Origin of the sequence: Rufibacter sediminis, from assembly GCF_014269285.1 — a bacterium.
Classification (GTDB): Bacteria; Bacteroidota; Bacteroidia; order Cytophagales; family Hymenobacteraceae; genus Nibribacter; species Nibribacter sediminis.
In genome coordinates, this window is record NZ_JACOAF010000022.1 from 257,427 (window position 1) to 277,743 (window position 20,317).

A 20,317-nucleotide genomic window follows, 5' to 3' on the forward strand; every position below is an offset into this window, starting at 1 on the left:
GTTTGCATCTACTTACTAATCAATTGCCGAAGAGTGAAGTATCTGAAGGATATTTCGCCTGAGCTTGCTGGCGCGGAGCCGTCCGTTGCGATCATCATTGCCGTGAGAAACGAAGAGGCGGAACTGGAGCAGGCCCTGTCCAGCATCTGCCAGATTGATTACCCCAAAGCCCGGATACTGGTGGTAAACGACCGTTCCACGGACCGCACCCCAGAGATCCTCCGCCGGATGGCACAGGCCAACCCCGCCATCACAGTGATCACCATTGAAGAACTTCCGGCCGGTTGGCTGGGGAAAAACCATGCCTTGTACCAGGGCTATCTCCACACTTCTGAGGAATGGATGCTGTTCACGGATGCCGACGTGATGTATCACCGCCTCGCCTTGAAGAAAGCCATGCACTACGCAGCGGCGCACCGGTTAGACCACCTGACGGTGATGCCCGAGATCACGTCGCCTTCGGGTCTGTTCAGGAGTGTGATGACCACATTTTCCATTATGCTGGAACTGCGGCAGCGCCCCTGGGAAATCAGCAATCCCAAGTCCAATGCCTCTATCGGGATTGGAGCCTTCAACCTGCTGAAACGAACTGCTTATGAAAAAACCGGCACCCATACCGCCTTCTCCCTACGCCCCGACGATGACCTGAAACTGGGGGAACGCATCAAAGCCGCCGGCTTACGGCAAGATGTGGTGTACGGCCAACAGGAGGTGTCGCTGCACTGGTATACCAGCCTGCGGGAGTTCATCAACGGCTTAATGAAGAATACCTTCTCAATTGCCAATTACCATTTACCCACCGCCATGGGCATGGCGCTGGCCACCATTCTGGTCTTTGTGCTCCCGTTGCCTTTGCTGCTTTTCCTGGGAAGCTTCGGTCTAGCTTTGGCAGCAATTCTGCTCACTTTCCAGCTCTTGCTGATGCAGTTTAAACCCGGAATCCACGGCAGATGGTGGCACGCGTTTTTGATACCCTTCGCCGGGGCGGTCATGGTCTACATCCTGCTGAAATCGGCTTTCAAAACCATCCAGCAGGGCGGCATCTACTGGCGCGACAGCTTCTATCCGCTAGAAGAACTTAAGAAGCAACGCTAACCACCTAGCATTTGCTTTCAGGCACAAGAGGTTTCCTCCCGGGAAACGCTGTCGGGCCAGTGCTCTCTCCATGAACCAAGCCTACGGGAACACGTAAAGCATGGCTGACAGGGCATTCCTGCTCCAAGAGATCAGATACTTAGATTCCACCCAGAGACAACATCATGGCTAAGAAAAAGAAGAAAGGCAAGAAGCACCAAACCTTTTACAAAGCGGTGAAGCCGTATATCAAAGACAACCGGGTTCTTCTGGCCCTGCTGGGAGCTGTGGGCGCTGGGGTGGCCTTGGGGAAGGCCTTGGGCCATGACAGAGCCGGAAATCTGGTAGACGGGATTACGGCGGCCGTGAAGCATTTGACCCACCACCATACCGCAGATGCGGCCCTTCATAGCAAACCTCCCAAAAAAGACAAACCACACAAAGAAGAGGAGGCCCAAAAACCTTTTGCCATAGAGAACATCTAAAACGAAACGCCGCAAGGCACTGGTTTTTTGCTCCATAGTTCAGGCTTACTTTCAAGAAAACAGAACATAAAAGGAGGAGAGGCGTAGGTTCTTAGGGAAAGGATAAACCACATCTTCCCTTCGTATTAACCGATATACATCAACTATTTAAAACGCAACAGTAATGGCTAAGAACAAAAATAAAAAAAACAAAGAGGCTAAAGGCACCAAGAACAAGTCTCTACTCAGCGGAGTGAAATCTTTGACGAAGAATAAGAAAGTCTTGTATTCCCTTTTGGGCGCGGCAGGGGCTGGCATTGCCATTGCGGCCTTGGGCAAAGACAAAAGACGCTCCCTCACGGATAGTGTCACCAACTCCGTAAAAGGATTGGGTAGCTCACTGGGAGTAGGCGCTACTGGAGCTTCTTCTGACACTTCGGCCAACAACCAATAAGGCCACCGCCTAAGCCCCTCTTAACGGAAGGCTATTCTATTTTAAGCCTCTTTTAAGAAAATCAGGCCCAAAACAAAGCCGCCCCTGCGTTTGCAGGGGCGGCTTTGTTTTGGGCCTGATTCAAGATCTTAACTGATCAGGTTTACAGCTTACTCTGCCAAAAAAGGCCATTTAATACAGAGCAGTGCGGCTTTGTAGAAGTAAATAATGACCATGAATAAGGGAAATACCAACTTGTGGGTATAGGAATAACCCACCCATCTATAAACCTTTAAATAAATTATATAAATGTTTGTATATGAAAGTATTCTTTACTCTTCTCCTGATTATTTCCAGCTTCCACAGTTTCGGGAACACGCCCCCAACTAAAGGTCTTTCAGATAGCGTGAAGCTGGATTCCCCGCCACCTCTCAGCCAAAATAGCCCGGGGCTGAAGAATATTGCTCAGGACGAGGTCTTCCGGAAAAACATCATCAAAATCAACCTTACGTCTTTGGCGCTGGACAACTACAGTTTCAGCTATGAACGTTCCCTGACCCGCAAGATCACGTTGGTGGCCGGCTATAGCTTTATTCCCAAAACCAACACCTCCTCCATCTTCTTGGTAGAGAAAGCCATGGATAGGCTCTTAGAAGAAGACGATGACCTGAGCGACTATCTTAACCGCTCCACCATCGCCAATAAGTCTTATACCGGGGAGATCAGATTCTACACGGGCAAAAAGCCGGGTGCCCGGGGATTTTACTTGTCACTGTACGGCCGCTACATGAACCTGGACGCCACCTACACCCACGAATATGAAACCGACTCCAGAACCTACATGATCCCGATTGACGGAAAGATCAAAGGCTTGGGCGGCGGGCTGATGATCGGCTCCCAGTGGCTCATCGGTAAGCGGGTAGCCTTTGACTGGTACATCCTGGGCGGGCATTACGGCAAAATGAAACTTGACCTGGATGGCACAACCGACCTAAGCGACATGACCCCGCAGGAAAGAAGAGAATTAGCCGATGATATTGAGTCTATCAACGATGATCTGCCCGGCGACTCCAAGGTAGACGCCACCGTCACCGACCAAGGCGTAACGGTGAAAGGCAACGCTCCCTTCATCGGCATTAGAGGCCTCGGCTTTAGTCTGGGGATAGCCTTTTAGCCATTCCCACCATCTCTTGCTGCCTTTTTTCCCGGCCCGAGCTTCATCGACTAGCCTAAAGACATAATGGCTATTCATCCAGTTTTGGCCTTTCCACAGCCTGACCTCACTTCTCCATTTTCTTACCCTTCAAAAACTCCTTATGAAACATTTTCTACGTCTTTTACTTTGTTTCCCCATTTTACTAACGGCCTGTATAGAGGACTCTGAGATGGAACCCAATGAAACCATTTGCCAGGAGCTAAGGCAATCCAATAAAACAGGCGGCTCCATAGAGCAAATCTACGAGAGCGACAGGATCTCAGAAGTTCAGTATTTCCAGAATGGAAACCTACTAGATTATTACCGTTTCACCTACGGCAGTGACGGCCGCATTGAGGAAAGCCAGTACGTGAACGAGCAGACGGGCACCAGGCAAGTACCCGACAGAATCACGTACAATGACAAAGGGAAATGGATTGAGGTAAGAGGAACGAACCCTACCGGAAACATCTTTTTCTACGAAGCAGAGTACAACGGCCAGAACCAACTTACAAAGTACACGGCAAAGATGGAGAGAGCCGGCACGGTCACCGTTCGGTATACAATTGACTACGAATGGATAGGTGGTAACAATACCGTCAGAACGTATGTCTCCCCTACCCAGCGCACCGTTACTCGCTACAACTTTGACCTGAACAAGGAAAACAAACGCCGTCAGGACCAGGAGGCTATTGGGTTTCTTTCTACGGTGATCAACTTCAACAAAAACATGCGCACGCGTACCGCCTTTTCTTCTACTGATGTAGCAAGTGGCACTACCACAGAATCGGTGACAGAGTACAGTTACGAGTACAATGAGGCGGGCTACCCATCTACGGCTACTGTTACCAGCGCTGCAGCAGGTGCTGCCCCCACGGTCTCTACCACCACGTTTGAGTATTCCTGCTACTAAGACTAGGCCTTCTGCACTATCCGTTTTAAGCCCGTTTTCACAAAATCAGCCCAAAACAAAGCCGCCCCTGCAAACGCAAGGGCGGCTTTGTTGTAATAAGCAAGCGGATGCTGCTATACAAACAAGCCTTCCACTGATAAATAACGCTCGCCGGTGTCATAGCAGAACGTGAGAATACGGGCTCCTTTTTCAACTTCGGCTAATTTCTGCGCGACGGCGGCCAGTGAACCACCAGAGGAAACCCCGATGAAAATCCCCTCTTCGCGGGCCGCCCGGCGGGCGTAATCAAACGCGTCTTTGGGGTCTACCTGAATGATGCCGTCCAGCACCGACATGTCCATGATCTTGGGGATAAAGCCGGCACCTACGCCCTGGATGGGGTGCGGCCCCGGGGCCCCGCCACTTAATACGGGAGACAGAGTAGGCTCCACGGCAATTACTTTCAGGTTAGGGAATTTCTGCTTCAAAACCTGGCCTACGCCCGTAATGTGTCCGCCGGTACCAACGCCGGTAATCAGGTAATCAAGGCCATCGGGGAAGTCTCTGAGTACTTCCTGGGCGGTGGTTTCTATGTGGATGCGGGTGTTGGCTTCGTTGTCAAACTGCATGGGAATCCAGGCGTTCTCGTTTTCGGCGGCCAGTTCGTGGGCGCGTTCAATGGCGCCTTTCATGCCTTTTTCCCGCGGGGTCAGTTCCAGTTTGGCTCCGTAAGCGGCCATCAGCCGGCGGCGCTCAATGGACATGGACTCCGGCATCACCAAGGTGATGTCATAGCCTTTTACGGCAGCCACCATGGCCAAACCTACGCCGGTGTTGCCCGAGGTGGGTTCAATGATATGGCTGTTCGGTTTCAACAAGCCGCGCTGCTCGGCGTCTTCAATCATGGACAGGGCAATCCGGTCTTTGATGCTTCCGCCGGGGTTGGCGCGCTCCAGTTTCATCCACACCTGGGCATCGGGCCCAAATAATTTATTGATGCGCACGACAGGGGTTTCCCCGATGGTCTGTAATATACTTTCTGCTTTCATATCAAGAGATTAACGTTAGAAGAAGTACCGCTTCAAGCAAAGGACCTTGCCCGTGAAGTGATACAAATGTAAAATTATTTCCTAAATCCCATAGGGGAAGTAGATTAGATAGAGAAATCCAGGATATCTTCGGGGGCCTCAGACCGGCTTACCTTGATTTGAGCCCGGTGATAGAGCCTTGAATACGCAGGTACGCTCTCGGTGAGCCATACGTTACCGCCAATGATGCTGTGCGCGCCAATGACGGTGTTGCCGCCCAGAATGGTGGCCCCGGCGTAGATAATCACGTTGTCTTCCAGCGTAGGGTGCCGTTTCAAGTCCATCATGTATTTGGCCACGCTCAAAGCGCCCAAGGTTACGCCCTGGTACAGCTTCACATTTTTGCCGATGACGGTGGTTTCGCCAATCACAATGCCGGTGCCGTGGTCAATGCAGAACGGAAAATCAATCTGGGCACCGGGGTGAATGTCAATGCCGGTGCGGCTGTGCGCGTACTCGGTTAAGATGCGGGGCAGCAACGGCACGCCCTCCTGGTACAGCAAATGCGCGATGCGGTACACCGCAATACCGTAAAAGCCGGGATAAGACCGCATCACTTCCTCTATGTGCCGCGCCGCCGGGTCTTCCTGCAAGATGAACTGGGCATCAGAAATCAGCCGCTCATGCAAATGGGGCAACTGGCTCATGAACCGGTCTACGGTCTCGGCCGCCGAGAAGGTGCTGATGTGCTGCACGCCTTCCAGCAGCGATTCCAATTCCTGCTCCAGAAACGTGGCTTCCTGCTCCAGCGCGGCCGCGCTTTTAAAGGGCTGTTCTGCCAACGGCGGGAAAAGCATCTGCAGCAAGCGGTTCAGAAACTGGCACAGGAGGTGGGTGGGTATCCTGAGCTGGTTCTGCTGGTGCAGGGTCCAGAGCCGTTGTAAAAATAATTCTTCCATAAACTGTCCTACGAATTAATACAGACGAAGGAAACAAAAACCTTCGCTCTTTCAACAGGTGCAAAGGTACAACCCACTTGCCGGTAGGCCGGTTCTCCTTTGGTTACCTTAAGTATAGTACTTCTATGGGTTTACGCATGTTTTCAGAAAAACAGCCGTAAAACGCCCTCCGGAACCTGATAGCCCGCTCTCTAATCTCCTCTTTTTACGGCGGCGGCCGGATTCTGGCAGGACGTTTCCCCGAAAACCGCGTAAGTAAAAGGCTTTTCAATAAATTCGCTGCCTATGGCATTCTGGGATAATCTATTCGGTAAGAAAGTACCACGCGAGGGGCAACCCCAACTATCGGTGAAACAGCGGGTCAGCGCGCTCAAGCACCTGCCGCCGTTCCTGAAAATGGTCTGGAAAACCAATCCGCGCATGGCGTTCATTAACGTGGTGCTACGCTTGTTCCGGGCGGCCGTTCCGTTGGCCATGCTGTACATTGGGCAGCTCATCATTGACGAAGTGGTGCGCCTGACCCAAACCAATGACAAACTGCTGGGCTATCTGCTTACCCTGGTGGCGCTGGAATTTGGACTGGCGATTCTGTCTGATTTCCTGAACCGGGGCATCGCCCTGATTGACGGACTGCTAGGCGATTTGTTTGCGAACCAGTCTTCCATCCGGCTCATGGAACACGCCGCCGAGCTGGACCTGGACCAGTTCGAGGACTCGGCCTTCTATGATAAGCTGGAACGCGCCCGCCGCCAGACCCTCAGCCGCACCATTCTCATGAGCCAGGTCTTGGGCCAGATGCAGGACATCCTCACCATGATTTTCCTGGCCGCCGGTCTCATCGCTTTCTACCCCTGGCTGTTGCTTTTACTCTTAGTGGCCGTTCTACCGGCTTTCCTGGGCGAGTCGCACTTCAACGAACGCAGCTATTCCCTGGTGCACGGCTGGACGCCCGAGCGCCGCGAGCTAGATTACCTGCGGCAAACCGGCGCCAGCGACGATACGGCCAAGGAAGTGAAAATCTTTGGGTTGTCTGGTTTTCTAGTTGACCGTTTCCGCACGCTTTCGAACCAGTTCTACAAAGACAACGAGAAACTGGCCATCCGGCGGGCCGGGTGGGGCAGCGTGTTTGCCGCCCTGGGCAGCGCCGGGTACTACGGCGCGTACGTGTACCTGCTTATGCAAACGGTGCAAGGGCAGGTTTCCTTGGGTCAGTTGACCTTTCTCTCGGGCTCGTTCATGCGCCTGCGCGGCTTGTTGGAATCGGTGCTGAACCGGTTCACCAGCGTGGCCGAGGGCGCCTTGTACCTGCAAGATTTCTTTGATTTCTTCGAACTGCAACCCCGCATCCGGCGCCTGGCCTCTGCTCCTCCCTTTCCCAAACCAATCCAACACGGCTTCACCTTTGAGAACGTGGGTTTCCAGTACCGCAACTCCGAGAAATGGGCGCTCCGTCACCTCAACTTCACCCTGCACGCCGGCGAGAAACTGGCGCTGGTAGGCGAAAACGGGGCCGGCAAAACCACCATGGTGAAACTGCTTTCCCGCCTCTATGACCCCACCGAAGGCCGGATTCTGCTGGACGGCATTGACCTTAAGGAGTATGACCCCGCCGATTTGCGCCGTGAGATTGGCGTCATTTTCCAGGACTTCGTGCGGTTTCAAATGACGGCGGGCACCAACATCGCCATCGGCCGGATTGAGGAAAAAGAGAACCAACCGCGCATCCAGACCTCCGCGCAGCAAAGCCTCGCCGACAGCGTCATCGCGAAACTTCCCGAGGGATATAACCAGGTCATCGGTCGGCGTTTCAACAAAGGCGTGGACTTATCAGGCGGCGAGTGGCAGAAAATAGCGCTGGGAAGAGCCTACATGCGCGATGCCCAACTCCTAATTCTGGACGAGCCCACCGCCGCCCTGGACGCCCGCGCCGAGCACGAAGTCTTCCAACGCTTCGCGGAGCTGACCCAAGGCAAAACCGCCGTCCTCATCTCCCACCGCTTCTCCACCGTCCGCATGGCGGATAGAATTCTGGTCATCGAGAACGGCCAATTCGTGGAAATGGGCTCCCACGAAGAACTCATCGCCAAAGGCACCCGCTACGCGGAGCTGTTTAGGTTACAAGCGAAGGGATACTTGTAAAAGGAAGTCCTGAGTTCTGAGTATTTAGTCCTGAGTTGAAATTCTTAGTTTGAAGTCAGAGCCTCAGACACCCTTGTTGGTGTTATCACCAACAACCAGAACTGCGTTTCGGGCTCCTTTTTACTAAAACAGGCCTAAAACACATGCAGCTACCTGTAATTCTCTGGCGCGAGACTGAGGTCTCGTGCCACAGGATGATGCGAGTCTCCAGACTCGCCGGGAACCACAAGTAGGATATTGGCGCAGACGCTCGCAGGTCTTTCAGACACTACGAGGTCTCTTGAGTAAGCGGTATAGCGGTGGCAGCCAACCACTCCCCTCCTATGTTAGGAGGGGTGCCCAGCGGGCGGGGTGGTAAACGCCAGACCAGCAGTCCCGGTTTCGCTGCGATGCAGCGAGGGTATTCTGGAGACTACCCGGCATCATAGGCACGAGTCAGAGACTCGCGCCAGCGACAAGGGATAACACCAACAACGGCATCCCGACTCAGAACTCTAGACTCAGACCACAGAACTCCTCTTCGCAAACTTGCCTAACACCACAAACAGAAACGCTGCAAAACACAGCGCGGCGGCACCCCAGAACACGTAGGGAATAGCGCCTATCTCATTTCCGTAAATCCAGCCGGAGGCGAAGGCCCCGATGCCGATGCCGGCTTCCAACGCGATGTACACGGTGGCCATGGCGCGGCCGCGGCGCTCGGGGTGGCTCAGGTCGATGGCCCAGGCGTAGAGCGTGGGCGAGTTCATGCCCGTCCCGAAGCCGTACAAGACGGCTGCCCCCAGGAACATGGCTTTGTTTTCGGCTAGGCCGAGGACCACCATGGAGATGGCCATGAGCAAGGTGGAAACCCGGAGGATGGGCACCCGCCCGAAGCGGTCTGAGGCGCGGCCCGCCAGAAACCGTACGCCAATGGACGCCACGGTGTAGAAGGTGAAGAAAAGCCCTTTGTTCTGGATGCCCAGGTGCTGGCTGAAATCGGGCGTGACGGTGAGCACCGCCCCGTAGCAGGACAGCGTGAGCAACATCACCACAAACGTAGGCAGCACGCGCGGCTCAAAGATTTCGTCCTTCTTAATGCGCAGCAAACCTAACTTGAATTTCTGCGGGTTGGGCAGCGTCTCCTTCAGGTTCACCAACACCAGAATAGACAGCAAGGCCATGCCGGACGAGGAATAGAAAAGCGCGTTCAAAGAGAAATACCGGCTGAACTCCCCGCCAATAGCTGGTCCGGCCGCCAGACCCAGGCTGCCTGCCAGCCCGAAAATACCGATGGCGGCCCCTCTCCGCTCCAGCGGCACAATGTCCGCGATGTACGCCGATTCGCCGGTAGGCGTGAAGCCCGTGGAAAAGCCGTGGATGAGCCGCAGCAGCAGAAACGCAAACACAGTGGTGAGCAGCGGGTACAGCAGACTACACAAGATGCAGACCGCCACGCCAAAGTACATGACCGGTAGGCGGCCGATGGTATCGGTGAGTTTGCCGCTGAACGGGCGCGAAAGCCCGGCCGTGAGGGTGAACAAGCCAATGATGTAGCCTTTGTAATCGGCTCCGCCGAGGTGTGTCAGGAAATTGGGGAGTTCCGGGATAATCATGTTGAAACTGGCCGAAAAGAGAAACGAACTCAGGCACAGCATCCAGAAACGGAACGAATAAGTAGTGGCGGGGGCAGCGGTAATCATAACGGGCGCAAAGGTCTGCATTTTGCAAGACAATCTGGTGCTCGTTTTAGGGCCATTTTCCTGAAAACAGGGCAAAAACAGCGATTCGGCTTTCTGCAGATAAAAGGCTTTGCTCAGACTCAGGACAGTTTTGTATCTTCCGTGCTTCAATGCTCTTTATGAAAAAACAACTCAGAAACGCCGCCGCGCTGCTCCTGCTGGCCGTCGCCTGCAAACAACCCGCCCAAACGAGTGCCCAAAACGGCGTGAATAAATTCAGCGACGCAACGCTGCGCAAAATCTACACGCTTCAGGACGAACGCAAAACCCAGGAGTTACTTTCTTACCTGGAACGCCCCGAAACCATGTACCGCCGCGAGGCGGCCCTGGCGTTTGGGTCAGTGCAGGACAGCATTGCCATTCCGGCGCTCACTTCTTTGCTGCAAGACCCGGAAGCCGACGTCCGGAAAGCCACCGCTTATGCCTTGGGCCAGATTGGCAGCACCAAAGTCGAAGCTGCGCTGATGGAAGCCTACGGGAAAGAGCAACACGTCCTCACCCGGGCCGAAATTTTGGAAGCCTGGGGCAAATGCGCTACCCAAAACGGGTTGGACATGATAGCCAGGTACACGGCGCAGCCTGAGATGCAAGCCGCCCAAGCCTGGGCCATTTACCGCGCCGGGCAACGGAAACTCAACTACACGGGCACCATTCCCAAGGCAGCTGCGCTGTTAACCTCCGGCCAGGAGGAAGCCCGCCTAGGCGCGGCCCACTTCCTGGGGCGTACCGCCAAGCTGGACCCTAGCCCCGCCAAAGTAGAGTTATTCAAAGTAGTGCAGCAGGACCCCAGCGCCAACGTGCGCATGGCGGCGGCGCTGGCCCTGAGCAAAATGACCGATACTGCGGGCGTGGCTCCGGTGGTGAACGCGATTTTCCGGAAAGAAGCGGATTACCGCGTCCGGATTAACGCTGTGCGCGCCCTATACCAATTGCCGTACGCCGCCGTGCAAGCCGCCGCCTGGAACGCATTGTCAGACAAACATCCGCACGTGGCGCTCAGTGCCGCCGAGTACCTCACGGCCAAAGCTCCGGCCGAAGAAGCGAACCGGCTGCTGGAGGCCGCCAACAAACAAAAGGATTGGCGCGTGCGGGCCACGTTGTTCGGCGCAGCCCTGGCCTCGGCAACACAAAAGCAAACCGTTGGGCAACAGATACAACAGCGGTTTGCCGCCGCCAAGAATCCGTATGAGAAAGCGGCCTTGCTCACGGCGTTGAGCAAAGACCAGGCGAATTCCCGCTTTATTGAACAGCAAACGTTTCAGGCGGCGCATCCGGCCATCAGCACCTCGGGCATGGAAGCCCTTGCCGCCATCAGAGGGCAGAAGAATTTTGACGCATCGACCGCTCCCGTTTTTAGCTCGATTTTCCAAAAAGCCATTCAATCTGGCGATGTGGCTCTGGTGGGCATTGCCGCCGGTGCCATCCGGAATCCGGATTTGAACATGAAGAATGCTTACGCGGACCGCGCTTTCCTCATTCAGGCCCGCGACAAACTCACTCTTCCCCGCGACATAGAAACGTACCTAGAGTTGCAGAAAACCCTGGATTACCTGGAAGGCAAAACCTCGGCCCCAACCCCGGCTACTCCGTTCAGTCACCCCATCAACTGGGCCACGGTCAACAAGCTGCAGAAAAACCAGAAAATCCGCCTGCAAACCTCCAAAGGCGACATCACCTTTGAACTGCTAGTGGAAGACGCGCCGGGCTCCGTGGCGAACTTTGTGGAGTTGCTGGAGAAAGGCTTCTACAACGGCAAGAACTACCACCGCGTGGTGCCCAACTTCGTGGCGCAGGGCGGCTGCCCCCGCGGCGATGGCTGGGGCTCCACCGACTACGCCATCCGCTCTGAACTAGCCGACCTGAACTACCTGGAAGGCTACGTAGGCATGGCCTCGGCGGGCAAAGACACCGAGAGCTGCCAATGGTTCATCACCCACTCCCCCACCCCGCACCTGGACGGCAAATACACCATCTTCGCCCGCGTAGTCAAAGGCATGGACGTGGTGCATCGGTTGAATATTGGGGATGCTATTGAGAAGGTGGAGTTGGTGCGGTAGCAGCAGGATACACGTATCAAGTAGCAAGACTTCCTTACCTCTACTAATTCAATATGGAAATCAATCTATTTGGCCTCATTAAATTTGGACAAAAAGTTCATATGGAACAACTCTACAAGAGTGGAGTAATCTATATGAATCATTTGAGTGAGTTCGTCAAAATTGAGGATAATGAATTGAGAGGCGATAAGCATGAAAGTCTTTCTGAAATCAAAAAGATAACCAACATTGAAATTTCTCATAGGGGAAGAAAGATAGGCTATGCCGAGACGGGAAGACTTTCCTTATGGCATAATGAACTTATGGGGAATATTTATTCCATGTATACTTTGTACAATGTGCAAAGGCCAGAAGAGATATTGATTGACGCTAAGTGTAAAGACTTTGGAGACACCTTCATCATTATCACGAATGTAGAAGAGTTTATTTCAAGGATAAAGAAAGAAGCCGCAATTCACTCTGTTGAGGTAATATATGGGCCAGTTGAATATGTGAATACAAAGGAATACTTAGGAAGTTGGTCGGTTTTCAAAAAGCCTTTAGAATATTTATATCAACAGGAGTTCCGTTTCTTCGCAAAGAAAGACAATTCAGGTCCTTTTTGTCTTACTATAGGTTCCTTAGAAGACATTTCAATAATGCTGGATAGTGATAGTTTAGATAAACTAAGTTTTGAAAGAGGGTAGAGAATACTCCTACCGCTTATCTACTGGCCCAACTACAGACCTATAAAAGCAGAAGCCGCTCCAAATGAAGCGGCTTCTGCTTTTATACTTTAACCCTGTTTTCTAAAAAACAGCCCCAAAACACTTTACGCCGTGGGATGCAGCGGCACGTACACCACCTTCTTCGTCTCGAAGAACTCTTCCTGGAAATAAGAATTCAGGTCATACACCTCGTGCACTAAGCCAGACTCCGCCAATTCCTCAGACAAATCACCGCCTTTGAGATAATATAATCCCTGCCCGGGCACCGAGTCTTTTTTGTAGCTGAACTGAATCCACTGGTAGAATGTAGCTAACCTTGCCACGGCGCGGCTCACAATGAAGTCATACTTTTCGTGCACCTGCTCGGCGCGGGTGTGGGTGGCTTTCACGTTGTGCAGGCGGAGTTCCTGCGCGATCTCCTGCACCACATGAATCTTCTTGCCAATGGAATCCACCAGATGGAACTTCACCTCGGGAAACAGAATGGCCAGAGGTAAACCCGGCAAGCCGCCGCCGGTGCCTACGTCCATCACCGAGGTTCCCGCCGGGAACTGCACCACCTTGGCAATGCCCAAAGAATGCAGCAAGTGGTTCACCATGAGGTTATCCATGTCTTTGCGGGAGATCACGTTGATTTTGGAATTCCACTCCCCATACAACTCCGAGAGGCGCGCAAACTGCTGCTGCTGCTCTGGCGTTATGTCTGGGAAGTAGTGAAGTAGGATATCGGTGGATGTCGGGTTCATAGGCGCAAAGATAAGGAAAGGAGTTCTGAGTCTGGAACTCTGAGTCCTGAGTTTGTGAGAATGCCGGGGCACCAGTTTCTGTTTTGGGTGTGTTTTCAAGAAAAGGGCCAGAAAACGCATCTGCCGCAAGTTTGAGCGCAGCGGTAACTTGTGGCTTTATTTGATAGCCAGTTTGCAACTGGCGACAAACTGGACTTGATCAGAATCTAAGCCAGTTACAAACTGGCAATATGCTCCCCACAAGTTACCGCTGCGCTCAAACTTGTGGGATTTCAGTTTTGCGTTTAGAGACAGTTTTCTGCAAAACAGGCTCTAAACGCAGAAAGCAGCCACATGGGCTGCTTTCTACTAACATTTCAATTTAAAATCTCGCTATGTGATACTTGCTACTAGCTAGATCAGGTGCTTTTTGTTTTTCACCATGTCATAGAGCAACTCGCGGGCGCGGTGCAGTTGGGCTTTCACGGTCCCCAACGGGGCGCTGAGTTCGGTGGCAATCTCCTCGTAAGACAGCTCGTCAAAATACCGCAGGGTGACCAGGCGCTGGTACTTATCGGGCAGTTTGCTCACGATGTACTGCATGATCTCGATCTTCTGGTTTTTGATGGCGCTCTCCTGCGGGTTCAGGTTGTTGTCTTTGAAATCAATGGTGATCTCATCGCCGTTGTCGATCTTGATGGCTGAGTCAATGCTCATGGTCTTGATCTTGTTCTTCCGGATGAAGTCAATGCAGTTGTTCGTGGCGATGCGAAAGAGCCAGGTACTGAAGGCGTACTCGGGGTTGAATTTGTGCAGGTTGCGGAAGGCTTTCGCGAAGGCTTCAATGGTGAGATCCTCAGCGTCATCGGCGTTGCGCACCATCTTGAGGACCACGTGGTAAACTGGCTTTTTGTATATCTGCATCAGTTCGGCGTAGGCCTTCTCATCCCCGTCTTCCACCGCTGACTGAATCAGTTTGAAATCGTGTTTCGCTTTCGCGGAGAATTGTTTGTTTACTTCCATCTTACCTTTTTAGTCGTTAAAACAGAGATCCCGATCCCTATGTAATTGAGGTAATATCCTAGTTCCAGTACCGGCAGCAACCACCATTTGAGCGGATCTTGCAGGCGGCGGGCCACCGGGAGGTACGTGCCATACAGGCCGGCATACCTCACCCCAATAATGAGGCCAACCGCTAGAGTTTGATACTGTATGCTTAAAAGAACGAGTGATATTACATAAAATAGCCCATTCGACAAGACAAAAAGTCCGAGTCTGAACTGTTCCTTCTTCTGGTACTGCCGCCCTGCCGCCATATGTCGCCTTTTCTGGCGCCACCAGTCGCGCCACCGGTTCTCCGGGGCACTGCTTGTCTGGGCGCCTTGGTCAATGACAATCTGGACGGCAGAGTGTTTGGCAGCTTCCTGCACAAATAAATCATCATCCCCTCCCAAGGACCTGATATGGGAGGCAAAGCCTTTATTACGTAAGAACGTTGATTTGGTATACGCCAGATTTCTCCCCACTCCCATGTACGCCTGGCCCCTCTTGGCAAACGACAGATACTGCATTGCCGTCAAGAAGGTTTCAAACCGGATTAAATGATTTAATAATCCATATATCTGCATATACGGAGAAACGCCTAAAATGATGTCTTTCCCGCCAGAAAACCCGCCTGCTATCTGCTGTGCCCACTGGTCAGAAAGGGGCCGACAGTCGGCGTCGGTGAGCAGTAAGTGCTCATATTGAGCGGCTTTAATGCCCAGGAAGAGCGCGTATTTTTTGGGACTCATAAGCGGCGGCGTTTCCTTTACCTGCAGCAGGCGCACATTGGAATGCTCCAGGGCATATTCCTTCACCAGCACATGGCTGCCGTCCCAGGAGCGGTCATCTATCACAATAATCTCAAACGGCTGCGGATAGTCTTGTTGTATCAAGAGCGGCAGCAGCTCCTGCAGGTTTTCCACCTCATTGTGGGCGCACACCAGGATGGACAGCGGCGGTAACTGAGCGGGGTTAACTTCTTCCTGCTTCGGGTGGAAAGCGAGCGGCAGGAAATAGTAGAGTTCATAAAACAGCTGCACCAGCACGCAGGTGCCCAGCAGGTAGAACAGCGAAGCAGAAAGGGAATATGTAAGGTCCAAGGCAAAAGAAAACTGAGTCCAAAAATAGCATAAATAGTTGGGAGCAGCCTACCCGCGGAGCGGCAGAACGAAAGGTTGTTTGTATCTTTGCCGTTTGGAGAAGCGCCGGTGGCTGCAAGACAGCCCGCCCCTGTTCTAAAGAAGGCTTCTCCAGCACTTTACCCCTTGTTCATGACGTTTGATTTAGTAACAAAAGATCCCGCTTCCAAAGCCCGCGCCGGGGTCCTCACCACGGCCCACGGCACCATACAAACCCCTATTTTCATGCCGGTGGGCACCGCCGGCACCGTGAAAGCCGTGCACCAGCGCGAGCTGAAAGAAGACGTAAAGGCGCAGATTATCCTGGGCAATACCTATCACCTGTACCTTCGGCCCGGCCTGAACGTGCTGGAAAAAGCCGGCGGACTGCATAAATTCAACGGCTGGGACCGTCCCATTCTCACCGACAGCGGCGGGTATCAGGTGTTCTCGCTTTCGGGCACGCGCAAGATCATAGAAGACGGCGTGAAGTTTAGGTCACACATTGACGGCTCCAGTCACCTGTTCACCCCTGAGAACGTGATGGACACGCAGCGCACTATTGGCGCCGACATCATCATGGCCTTTGACGAGTGTACGCCGTATCCCTGTGATTACAACTACGCCCGCAACTCCATGGAGCGCACGCACCGCTGGTTGCAGCGTTGCATTGACCGCTTTGACTCCACTGAGGGCAAGTACGGCTACGAGCAGACGCTTTTCCCCATTGTGCAGGGCAGCACCTACAAAGATCTGCGCATCCAGAGTGCAGAGACCATCGCTTCCAAAAACCGGCCCGGAAACGCCATCGGTGGTTTAAGCGTGGGTGAGCCTGCGGAGATGATGTACGAGATGACCGAACTGGTCTGCGACATACTGCCCAGTGACAAACCACGTTACCTCATGGGCGTGGGCACGCCGGCCAACATTCTGGAGAACATCGCCCTGGGCGTAGACATGTTTGACTGTGTGTTACCGACCCGTAATGCCCGGAACGGCATGCTGTTCACCACGCAAGGCATCATCAACATCCGGAACGAGCGCTGGAAAGAGGATTTCTCGCCCATTGACGCGGAACTGGGCGGTTACGTGAGCACGTTCTACTCCAAGGCGTACCTGCGGCACCTCATGCACGCCACCGAGATGCTGGGCGCGCAGATTGCCAGCGTGCACAACCTTACGTTTTACCTCTGGTTAGTGGGCCAGGCGCGCGAGCAGATTCTGGCGGGTACGTTTAGGGCCTGGAAAGACCAAATGGTGCAAAAACTGATGACACGTTTGTAAGTGAGAATTCTGAAGCAGGAAAAGGAATTGGAGAGGAAGTTTTACTCTGCATTCCGATGTAAAAGTCTTTCCTGCTTCTCGCTTCTTATTGCTTAATCTAAGAATCTGTGAAACTGAAGCTATTAGATAATTACATCCTCAAGAAGTTCCTGACCACGTTCGTGTTCGTGGTGATCATCCTGATTGCGGTGATCTGCGTGATTGACTTCGTGGAGAAGAATGATGACTTCATTCAGCACAACCTCTCCGTGAAGATCATTCTGGTAGATTACTACATGAACATGATCCCGCATTACATCAACATGCTGAGCCCCATCACGGTGTTTATTGCCACGGTGTTTGTGACGGCCAAACTGGCCTCGCACACCGAGATTGTGGCCATTCTGAGCAGCGGGGTTTCCTTTAAGCGGATGCTCGTGCCCTACGTCATCGGGTCAGTGATCATCGGGATTTTCATCTTCTTTTTCGCATCGTACGTGATTCCTACCGCCAACAAAACGCGGGTGGCCTTTGAGATCAAGTACGTAAAGAACCCGTACACCTTTGAGGGCCGCAACGTGCACTTCCGCATCGGGCCAGACTCGTACGTGTACCTGGAGAGCTATAACAACCACGCCGATGTGGGCTACAAATTCACGCTGGAGACCATCAGAAAGCAGGAGTTGATCAGAAAACTTTCCTCTGAGTCCATCCGCTGGGACAGCACCAAGCAGAAGTGGCACATGGACAGCTACACCCTGCGCACCTTCAACGGCGACAAGGAAACCGTCTTCAACGGCGGGGCCATTGATACTACCCTCAACCTGTTGCCCAAAGATTTTGCCAGCACCTACCGCCTGAAGGAGACCCTCACCAACGCCGAGCTGAACAAGCTGATTGACGAGAAAATCCTGCGCGGTGCCACCGATGTGGAGATGTACATGACCGAAAAATACGAGCGCATGAGTTATCCCTTTGCCATCACGGTGCTCACCATCATCGGGGTGATCCTGAGTTCCCGCAAAGTGCGGGGCGGCGTGGGTCTGCAGATTGCCTTAGGCTTCGTGCTGGCGTTTATCTTCATCATTTTCGTGATGATGAGCCGAAGCCTGGCCTCCGTGGGTGGTATTCCGCCGCAGCTGGCCGCCTTTGTTCCCCTCGCGGTCTTCACAGTCATCGGCATTGTGCTCTATCGAACGGTACCTCGCTGATTGCTGATTGTTTATTGTTGGTTGTTGATTGATTTCTGGCGCGAGACTCCGGTCTCGTGACATGGGATGAAGCGAGTCTCCAGACTCGCCGGGAACCACGAACTTAATTGCAGAGACACTCGGAGGTCTTTAGAGCTGGCGGTATAGCGGTGGCAGCCAACAACTCCCCTCCTAATTTAGGAGGGGTGCCCGCAGGGCGGGGTGGTGAAAAGCAGCAGACATAAAAGACCAGCAGTACCGGTTTCGCCGCAGGGCAGCGAGGGTAGTCTGGAGACTCCCCGGCATCAAAAGGCACGAGTCTGGAGACTCGCGCCAGCGGTGAGTCGGCGGTGAAGAAAGCGATCAACAGCGCCTCAAGACGCAGTTTCCGTTTACCGGCCATTTTCCTGAAAACAGCCCTAAAACACTCCTCTATTTTTTAATTTATCATTCCCTTGCAAACACCACGGTTCAAAGACTTTCTGGAACTCCACTTTATCATTCTGCTGTGGGGTTTTACGGCCATTTTAGGGAAATTCATCACCATTCCGGCGGTGGAGCTGGTGTTTTACCGCACCATTCTGGCGGCGGTGGCGCTGGCGGTAGTGATCAAACTCCGGAAGCAGTCGTTGCGGATTGGGCGGCGCAACATTGCCAAGATCCTGAGTGTGGGGTTCCTGATTGCGGCGCACTGGATTCTGTTCTTCGCCTCGGCGCGGGTGTCCTCGGTGTCTATCTGCCTGGCGGGCATGGCTACCTCCAGCCTCTGGACCTCCGTTCTGGAGCCTATCTTCACGAACAAGAAAATCAAAGCGCACGAGGTGGCGCTGGCGCTGCTCATCATGGTGGGGCTGTACATCATCTTCCGGTTTGAGTTTGACCATGCCATTGGCATCTCCATGGCGGTGGCCTCGGCGTTTCTGGCCTCCTGCTTCACCATCATCAACAGCAAGCTCACCAAACAGCACGCGCCGGCCACCATCACCTGCTATGAGATGGCGGGTGCCTGGTTGGCGACTTGCCTGTTCCTGCCGTTCTACCGCGAGTGGATGACCTCTACCGGTGAGTTGCAACTGTCCCTTACCTGGGTAGATGTACTCTGTATTGCCATGCTCGCGCTGGTGTGCACGGTGTACGCCTACACGGCCGCTGTCCGGCTGATGAAGAAGTTCAGCGCTTACACCATGAACCTGACCGTGAACCTGGAGCCGGTGTACGGCATTCTGCTGGCGTTCTTTATCTTCAAAGAGGGCGAGATGATGTCGGCGGGTTTTTACTACGGGGCGGCTATTATCCTGTTCAGCGTGTTTCTGCACCCTATTCTGGAAAGCATCCAGAACCGGCGGCAGCGCAAGTTAAAGGACGCCCTGCCAAACTGAGTACTCCCGGGGGAAAGGCAGCGGTCCGGCAGGCGGGGTCTGAAATAGCCCATACATCGTAGACCCGGAACCGGACATGGACGCGTACACGGCTCCCATTTCATATAACTGGGCTTTCAGTTCTGCCAGCACCGGGTATTTAGGGAAAAGGCTCTCCTCGAAGTCATTTACCACTTCAGTTTTCCAAGTGCTGATGTCCTGCGCCAAAATCGTTTTGAGGCTCTTTTCCGGAAAACGGGGCGAAACCCCGGCGTAGGCCTGGGCAGTGCTGATGGCCAGATTGGGGTAGACCAGCAGAAGATGCCAGCCTTTCAGATTTACCTCGATGGGTGCAAAGACATCGCCCTTCTCTACCGCCAGCACGGGCTGATTTTGGATGAAGAAGGCGCAGTCACTGCCCAGTTGGCGGGCGTATTCAATCAGATTTTCGTCTGATAAACCTAACTCAAATTGCTGGTTCAGTAGTTTAAGGGTGAACGCGGCATCGGCGGAGCCGCCGCCCAGGCCCGCGCCCATGGGAATGACCTTGTGCAGGTGCATCTGGATGGCGGGCAATTCAAAATCCTTCCGCAGCAGTTCATAGGCTTTCCAGCAGAGGTTGGCGGTAGGCGCACCGGGCACCGGCAATCCCGAGAGCGTGAAGGAAGCCTCACCTTGGGCCGGGAGAATCTCCAGCGCATCGGTCCAGCCCACGGGGTAGAAACAGGAAACCAGGTTATGGAAGCCATCGGGGCGCTTTTCCACCAGTTGCAAGCCCAGGTTTATCTTCGCGTTCGGGAATTGAATCATGCGCGCAAATTAACAGAATCTGCGCAGAGAATCGTACTTTCGTTTCGAGCCTGTTTCCTTAAAAACAGGCCCAAAACGTCTCGCTTGATACGCTATCATTCCTTAATCACGTTATTGCCTGATTTGTCAATCCATTAGCA

The 20,317-nt window shown here is 53.4% G+C and carries 18 protein-coding genes; 11 read left to right on the forward strand and 7 right to left on the reverse strand.

Annotated features, from left to right (window positions below; translation table 11 throughout):
• Positions 1-33: 33 nt before the first annotated feature.
• From H7U12_RS10195 to H7U12_RS10215, 5 genes are all read left to right on the forward strand, one after another.
• Positions 34-1,095, forward strand: a complete 1,062-nt coding sequence (locus H7U12_RS10195) for a glycosyltransferase (RefSeq protein ID WP_186636953.1) — start codon at positions 34-36, stop codon at positions 1,093-1,095.
• A 164-nt stretch (positions 1,096-1,259) separates the two neighbouring features.
• On the forward strand, positions 1,260-1,559 hold the full coding sequence (locus H7U12_RS10200) for a hypothetical protein (RefSeq protein ID WP_186636956.1): 300 nt from the start codon (positions 1,260-1,262) through the stop codon (positions 1,557-1,559).
• Between the two features lie 163 nt (positions 1,560-1,722).
• A complete protein-coding gene (locus tag H7U12_RS10205) occupies positions 1,723-1,992 on the forward strand; it encodes a hypothetical protein (RefSeq protein ID WP_186636959.1) in 270 nt (89 codons plus the stop codon).
• Between the two features lie 298 nt (positions 1,993-2,290).
• On the forward strand, positions 2,291-3,145 hold the full coding sequence (locus H7U12_RS10210; protein ID WP_241749292.1) for a DUF3575 domain-containing protein: 855 nt from the start codon (positions 2,291-2,293) through the stop codon (positions 3,143-3,145).
• 142 nt (positions 3,146-3,287) lie between these two features.
• Positions 3,288-4,079, forward strand: coding sequence for a hypothetical protein (locus H7U12_RS10215; protein WP_186636961.1), 792 nt, complete (start codon positions 3,288-3,290; stop codon positions 4,077-4,079).
• 113 nt (positions 4,080-4,192) lie between these two features.
• Here H7U12_RS10215 and cysK read toward each other — a convergent pair whose 3' ends face one another.
• Both cysK and H7U12_RS10225 read right to left on the reverse strand, forming a co-directional pair.
• A complete protein-coding gene (gene cysK / locus H7U12_RS10220) occupies positions 4,193-5,107 on the reverse strand; it encodes a cysteine synthase A (RefSeq protein WP_186636964.1) in 915 nt (304 codons plus the stop codon).
• Positions 5,108-5,211: 104 nt separating this feature from the next.
• Positions 5,212-6,045 (reverse strand): serine O-acetyltransferase, encoded by an 834-nt coding sequence (locus H7U12_RS10225; RefSeq protein WP_186636966.1) that lies wholly within the window; start codon positions 6,043-6,045, stop codon positions 5,212-5,214.
• Positions 6,046-6,330: 285 nt separating this feature from the next.
• On the opposite strand from H7U12_RS10225, the gene H7U12_RS10230 reads away from it, so the two are divergent.
• The gene (locus tag H7U12_RS10230; RefSeq protein WP_186636968.1) at positions 6,331-8,184 is read left to right on the forward strand and encodes an ABC transporter ATP-binding protein; all 1,854 of its coding nucleotides are present in this window, start codon (positions 6,331-6,333) and stop codon (positions 8,182-8,184) included.
• Between the two features lie 500 nt (positions 8,185-8,684).
• Here H7U12_RS10230 and H7U12_RS10235 read toward each other — a convergent pair whose 3' ends face one another.
• Positions 8,685-9,866 carry an MFS transporter gene (locus tag H7U12_RS10235; RefSeq protein ID WP_186636970.1) on the reverse strand — a complete coding sequence of 394 codons (1,182 nt, stop codon included), beginning with the start codon at positions 9,864-9,866 and terminating at the stop codon, positions 8,685-8,687.
• Between the two features lie 158 nt (positions 9,867-10,024).
• On the opposite strand from H7U12_RS10235, the gene H7U12_RS10240 reads away from it, so the two are divergent.
• Positions 10,025-11,962 carry a peptidylprolyl isomerase gene (locus H7U12_RS10240; RefSeq protein ID WP_186636973.1) on the forward strand — a complete coding sequence of 646 codons (1,938 nt, stop codon included), beginning with the start codon at positions 10,025-10,027 and terminating at the stop codon, positions 11,960-11,962.
• Positions 11,963-12,015: 53 nt separating this feature from the next.
• Positions 12,016-12,648 (forward strand): hypothetical protein, encoded by a 633-nt coding sequence (locus tag H7U12_RS10245; protein WP_186636976.1) that lies wholly within the window; start codon positions 12,016-12,018, stop codon positions 12,646-12,648.
• 125 nt (positions 12,649-12,773) lie between these two features.
• Here H7U12_RS10245 and rsmG read toward each other — a convergent pair whose 3' ends face one another.
• The 3 genes from rsmG to H7U12_RS10260 form a co-directional block, all read right to left on the reverse strand.
• A complete protein-coding gene (gene rsmG / locus H7U12_RS10250; RefSeq protein WP_186636979.1) occupies positions 12,774-13,415 on the reverse strand; it encodes a 16S rRNA (guanine(527)-N(7))-methyltransferase RsmG in 642 nt (213 codons plus the stop codon).
• A 393-nt stretch (positions 13,416-13,808) separates the two neighbouring features.
• Positions 13,809-14,417, reverse strand: a complete 609-nt coding sequence (locus H7U12_RS10255) for an RNA polymerase sigma factor (RefSeq protein ID WP_062542709.1) — start codon at positions 14,415-14,417, stop codon at positions 13,809-13,811.
• Positions 14,408-15,538, reverse strand: coding sequence for a glycosyltransferase (locus H7U12_RS10260; protein WP_186636982.1), 1,131 nt, complete (start codon positions 15,536-15,538; stop codon positions 14,408-14,410). Before H7U12_RS10260 ends, H7U12_RS10255 begins: the two co-directional genes overlap by 10 nt.
• 171 nt (positions 15,539-15,709) lie before the next feature.
• Between H7U12_RS10260 and tgt the strand changes: the two genes are divergently transcribed.
• From tgt to H7U12_RS10275, 3 genes are all read left to right on the forward strand, one after another.
• Entirely contained in the window at positions 15,710-16,840 is a 1,131-nt protein-coding gene (tgt, locus tag H7U12_RS10265) for a tRNA guanosine(34) transglycosylase Tgt (protein WP_186636985.1), read from the forward strand.
• A 113-nt stretch (positions 16,841-16,953) separates the two neighbouring features.
• Positions 16,954-18,030, forward strand: a complete 1,077-nt coding sequence (locus tag H7U12_RS10270; RefSeq protein ID WP_186637052.1) for an LptF/LptG family permease — start codon at positions 16,954-16,956, stop codon at positions 18,028-18,030.
• 434 nt (positions 18,031-18,464) lie between these two features.
• A complete protein-coding gene (locus H7U12_RS10275) occupies positions 18,465-19,388 on the forward strand; it encodes a DMT family transporter (protein WP_186636988.1) in 924 nt (307 codons plus the stop codon).
• Here the strand turns inward: H7U12_RS10275 and ispE are convergent.
• Complete coding sequence (ispE, locus tag H7U12_RS10280) at positions 19,365-20,177, reverse strand: 4-(cytidine 5'-diphospho)-2-C-methyl-D-erythritol kinase (protein WP_186636991.1); 813 nt, start codon at positions 20,175-20,177, stop codon at positions 19,365-19,367. The genes H7U12_RS10275 and ispE overlap by 24 nt on opposite strands.
• Positions 20,178-20,317 lie beyond the last annotated feature (140 nt).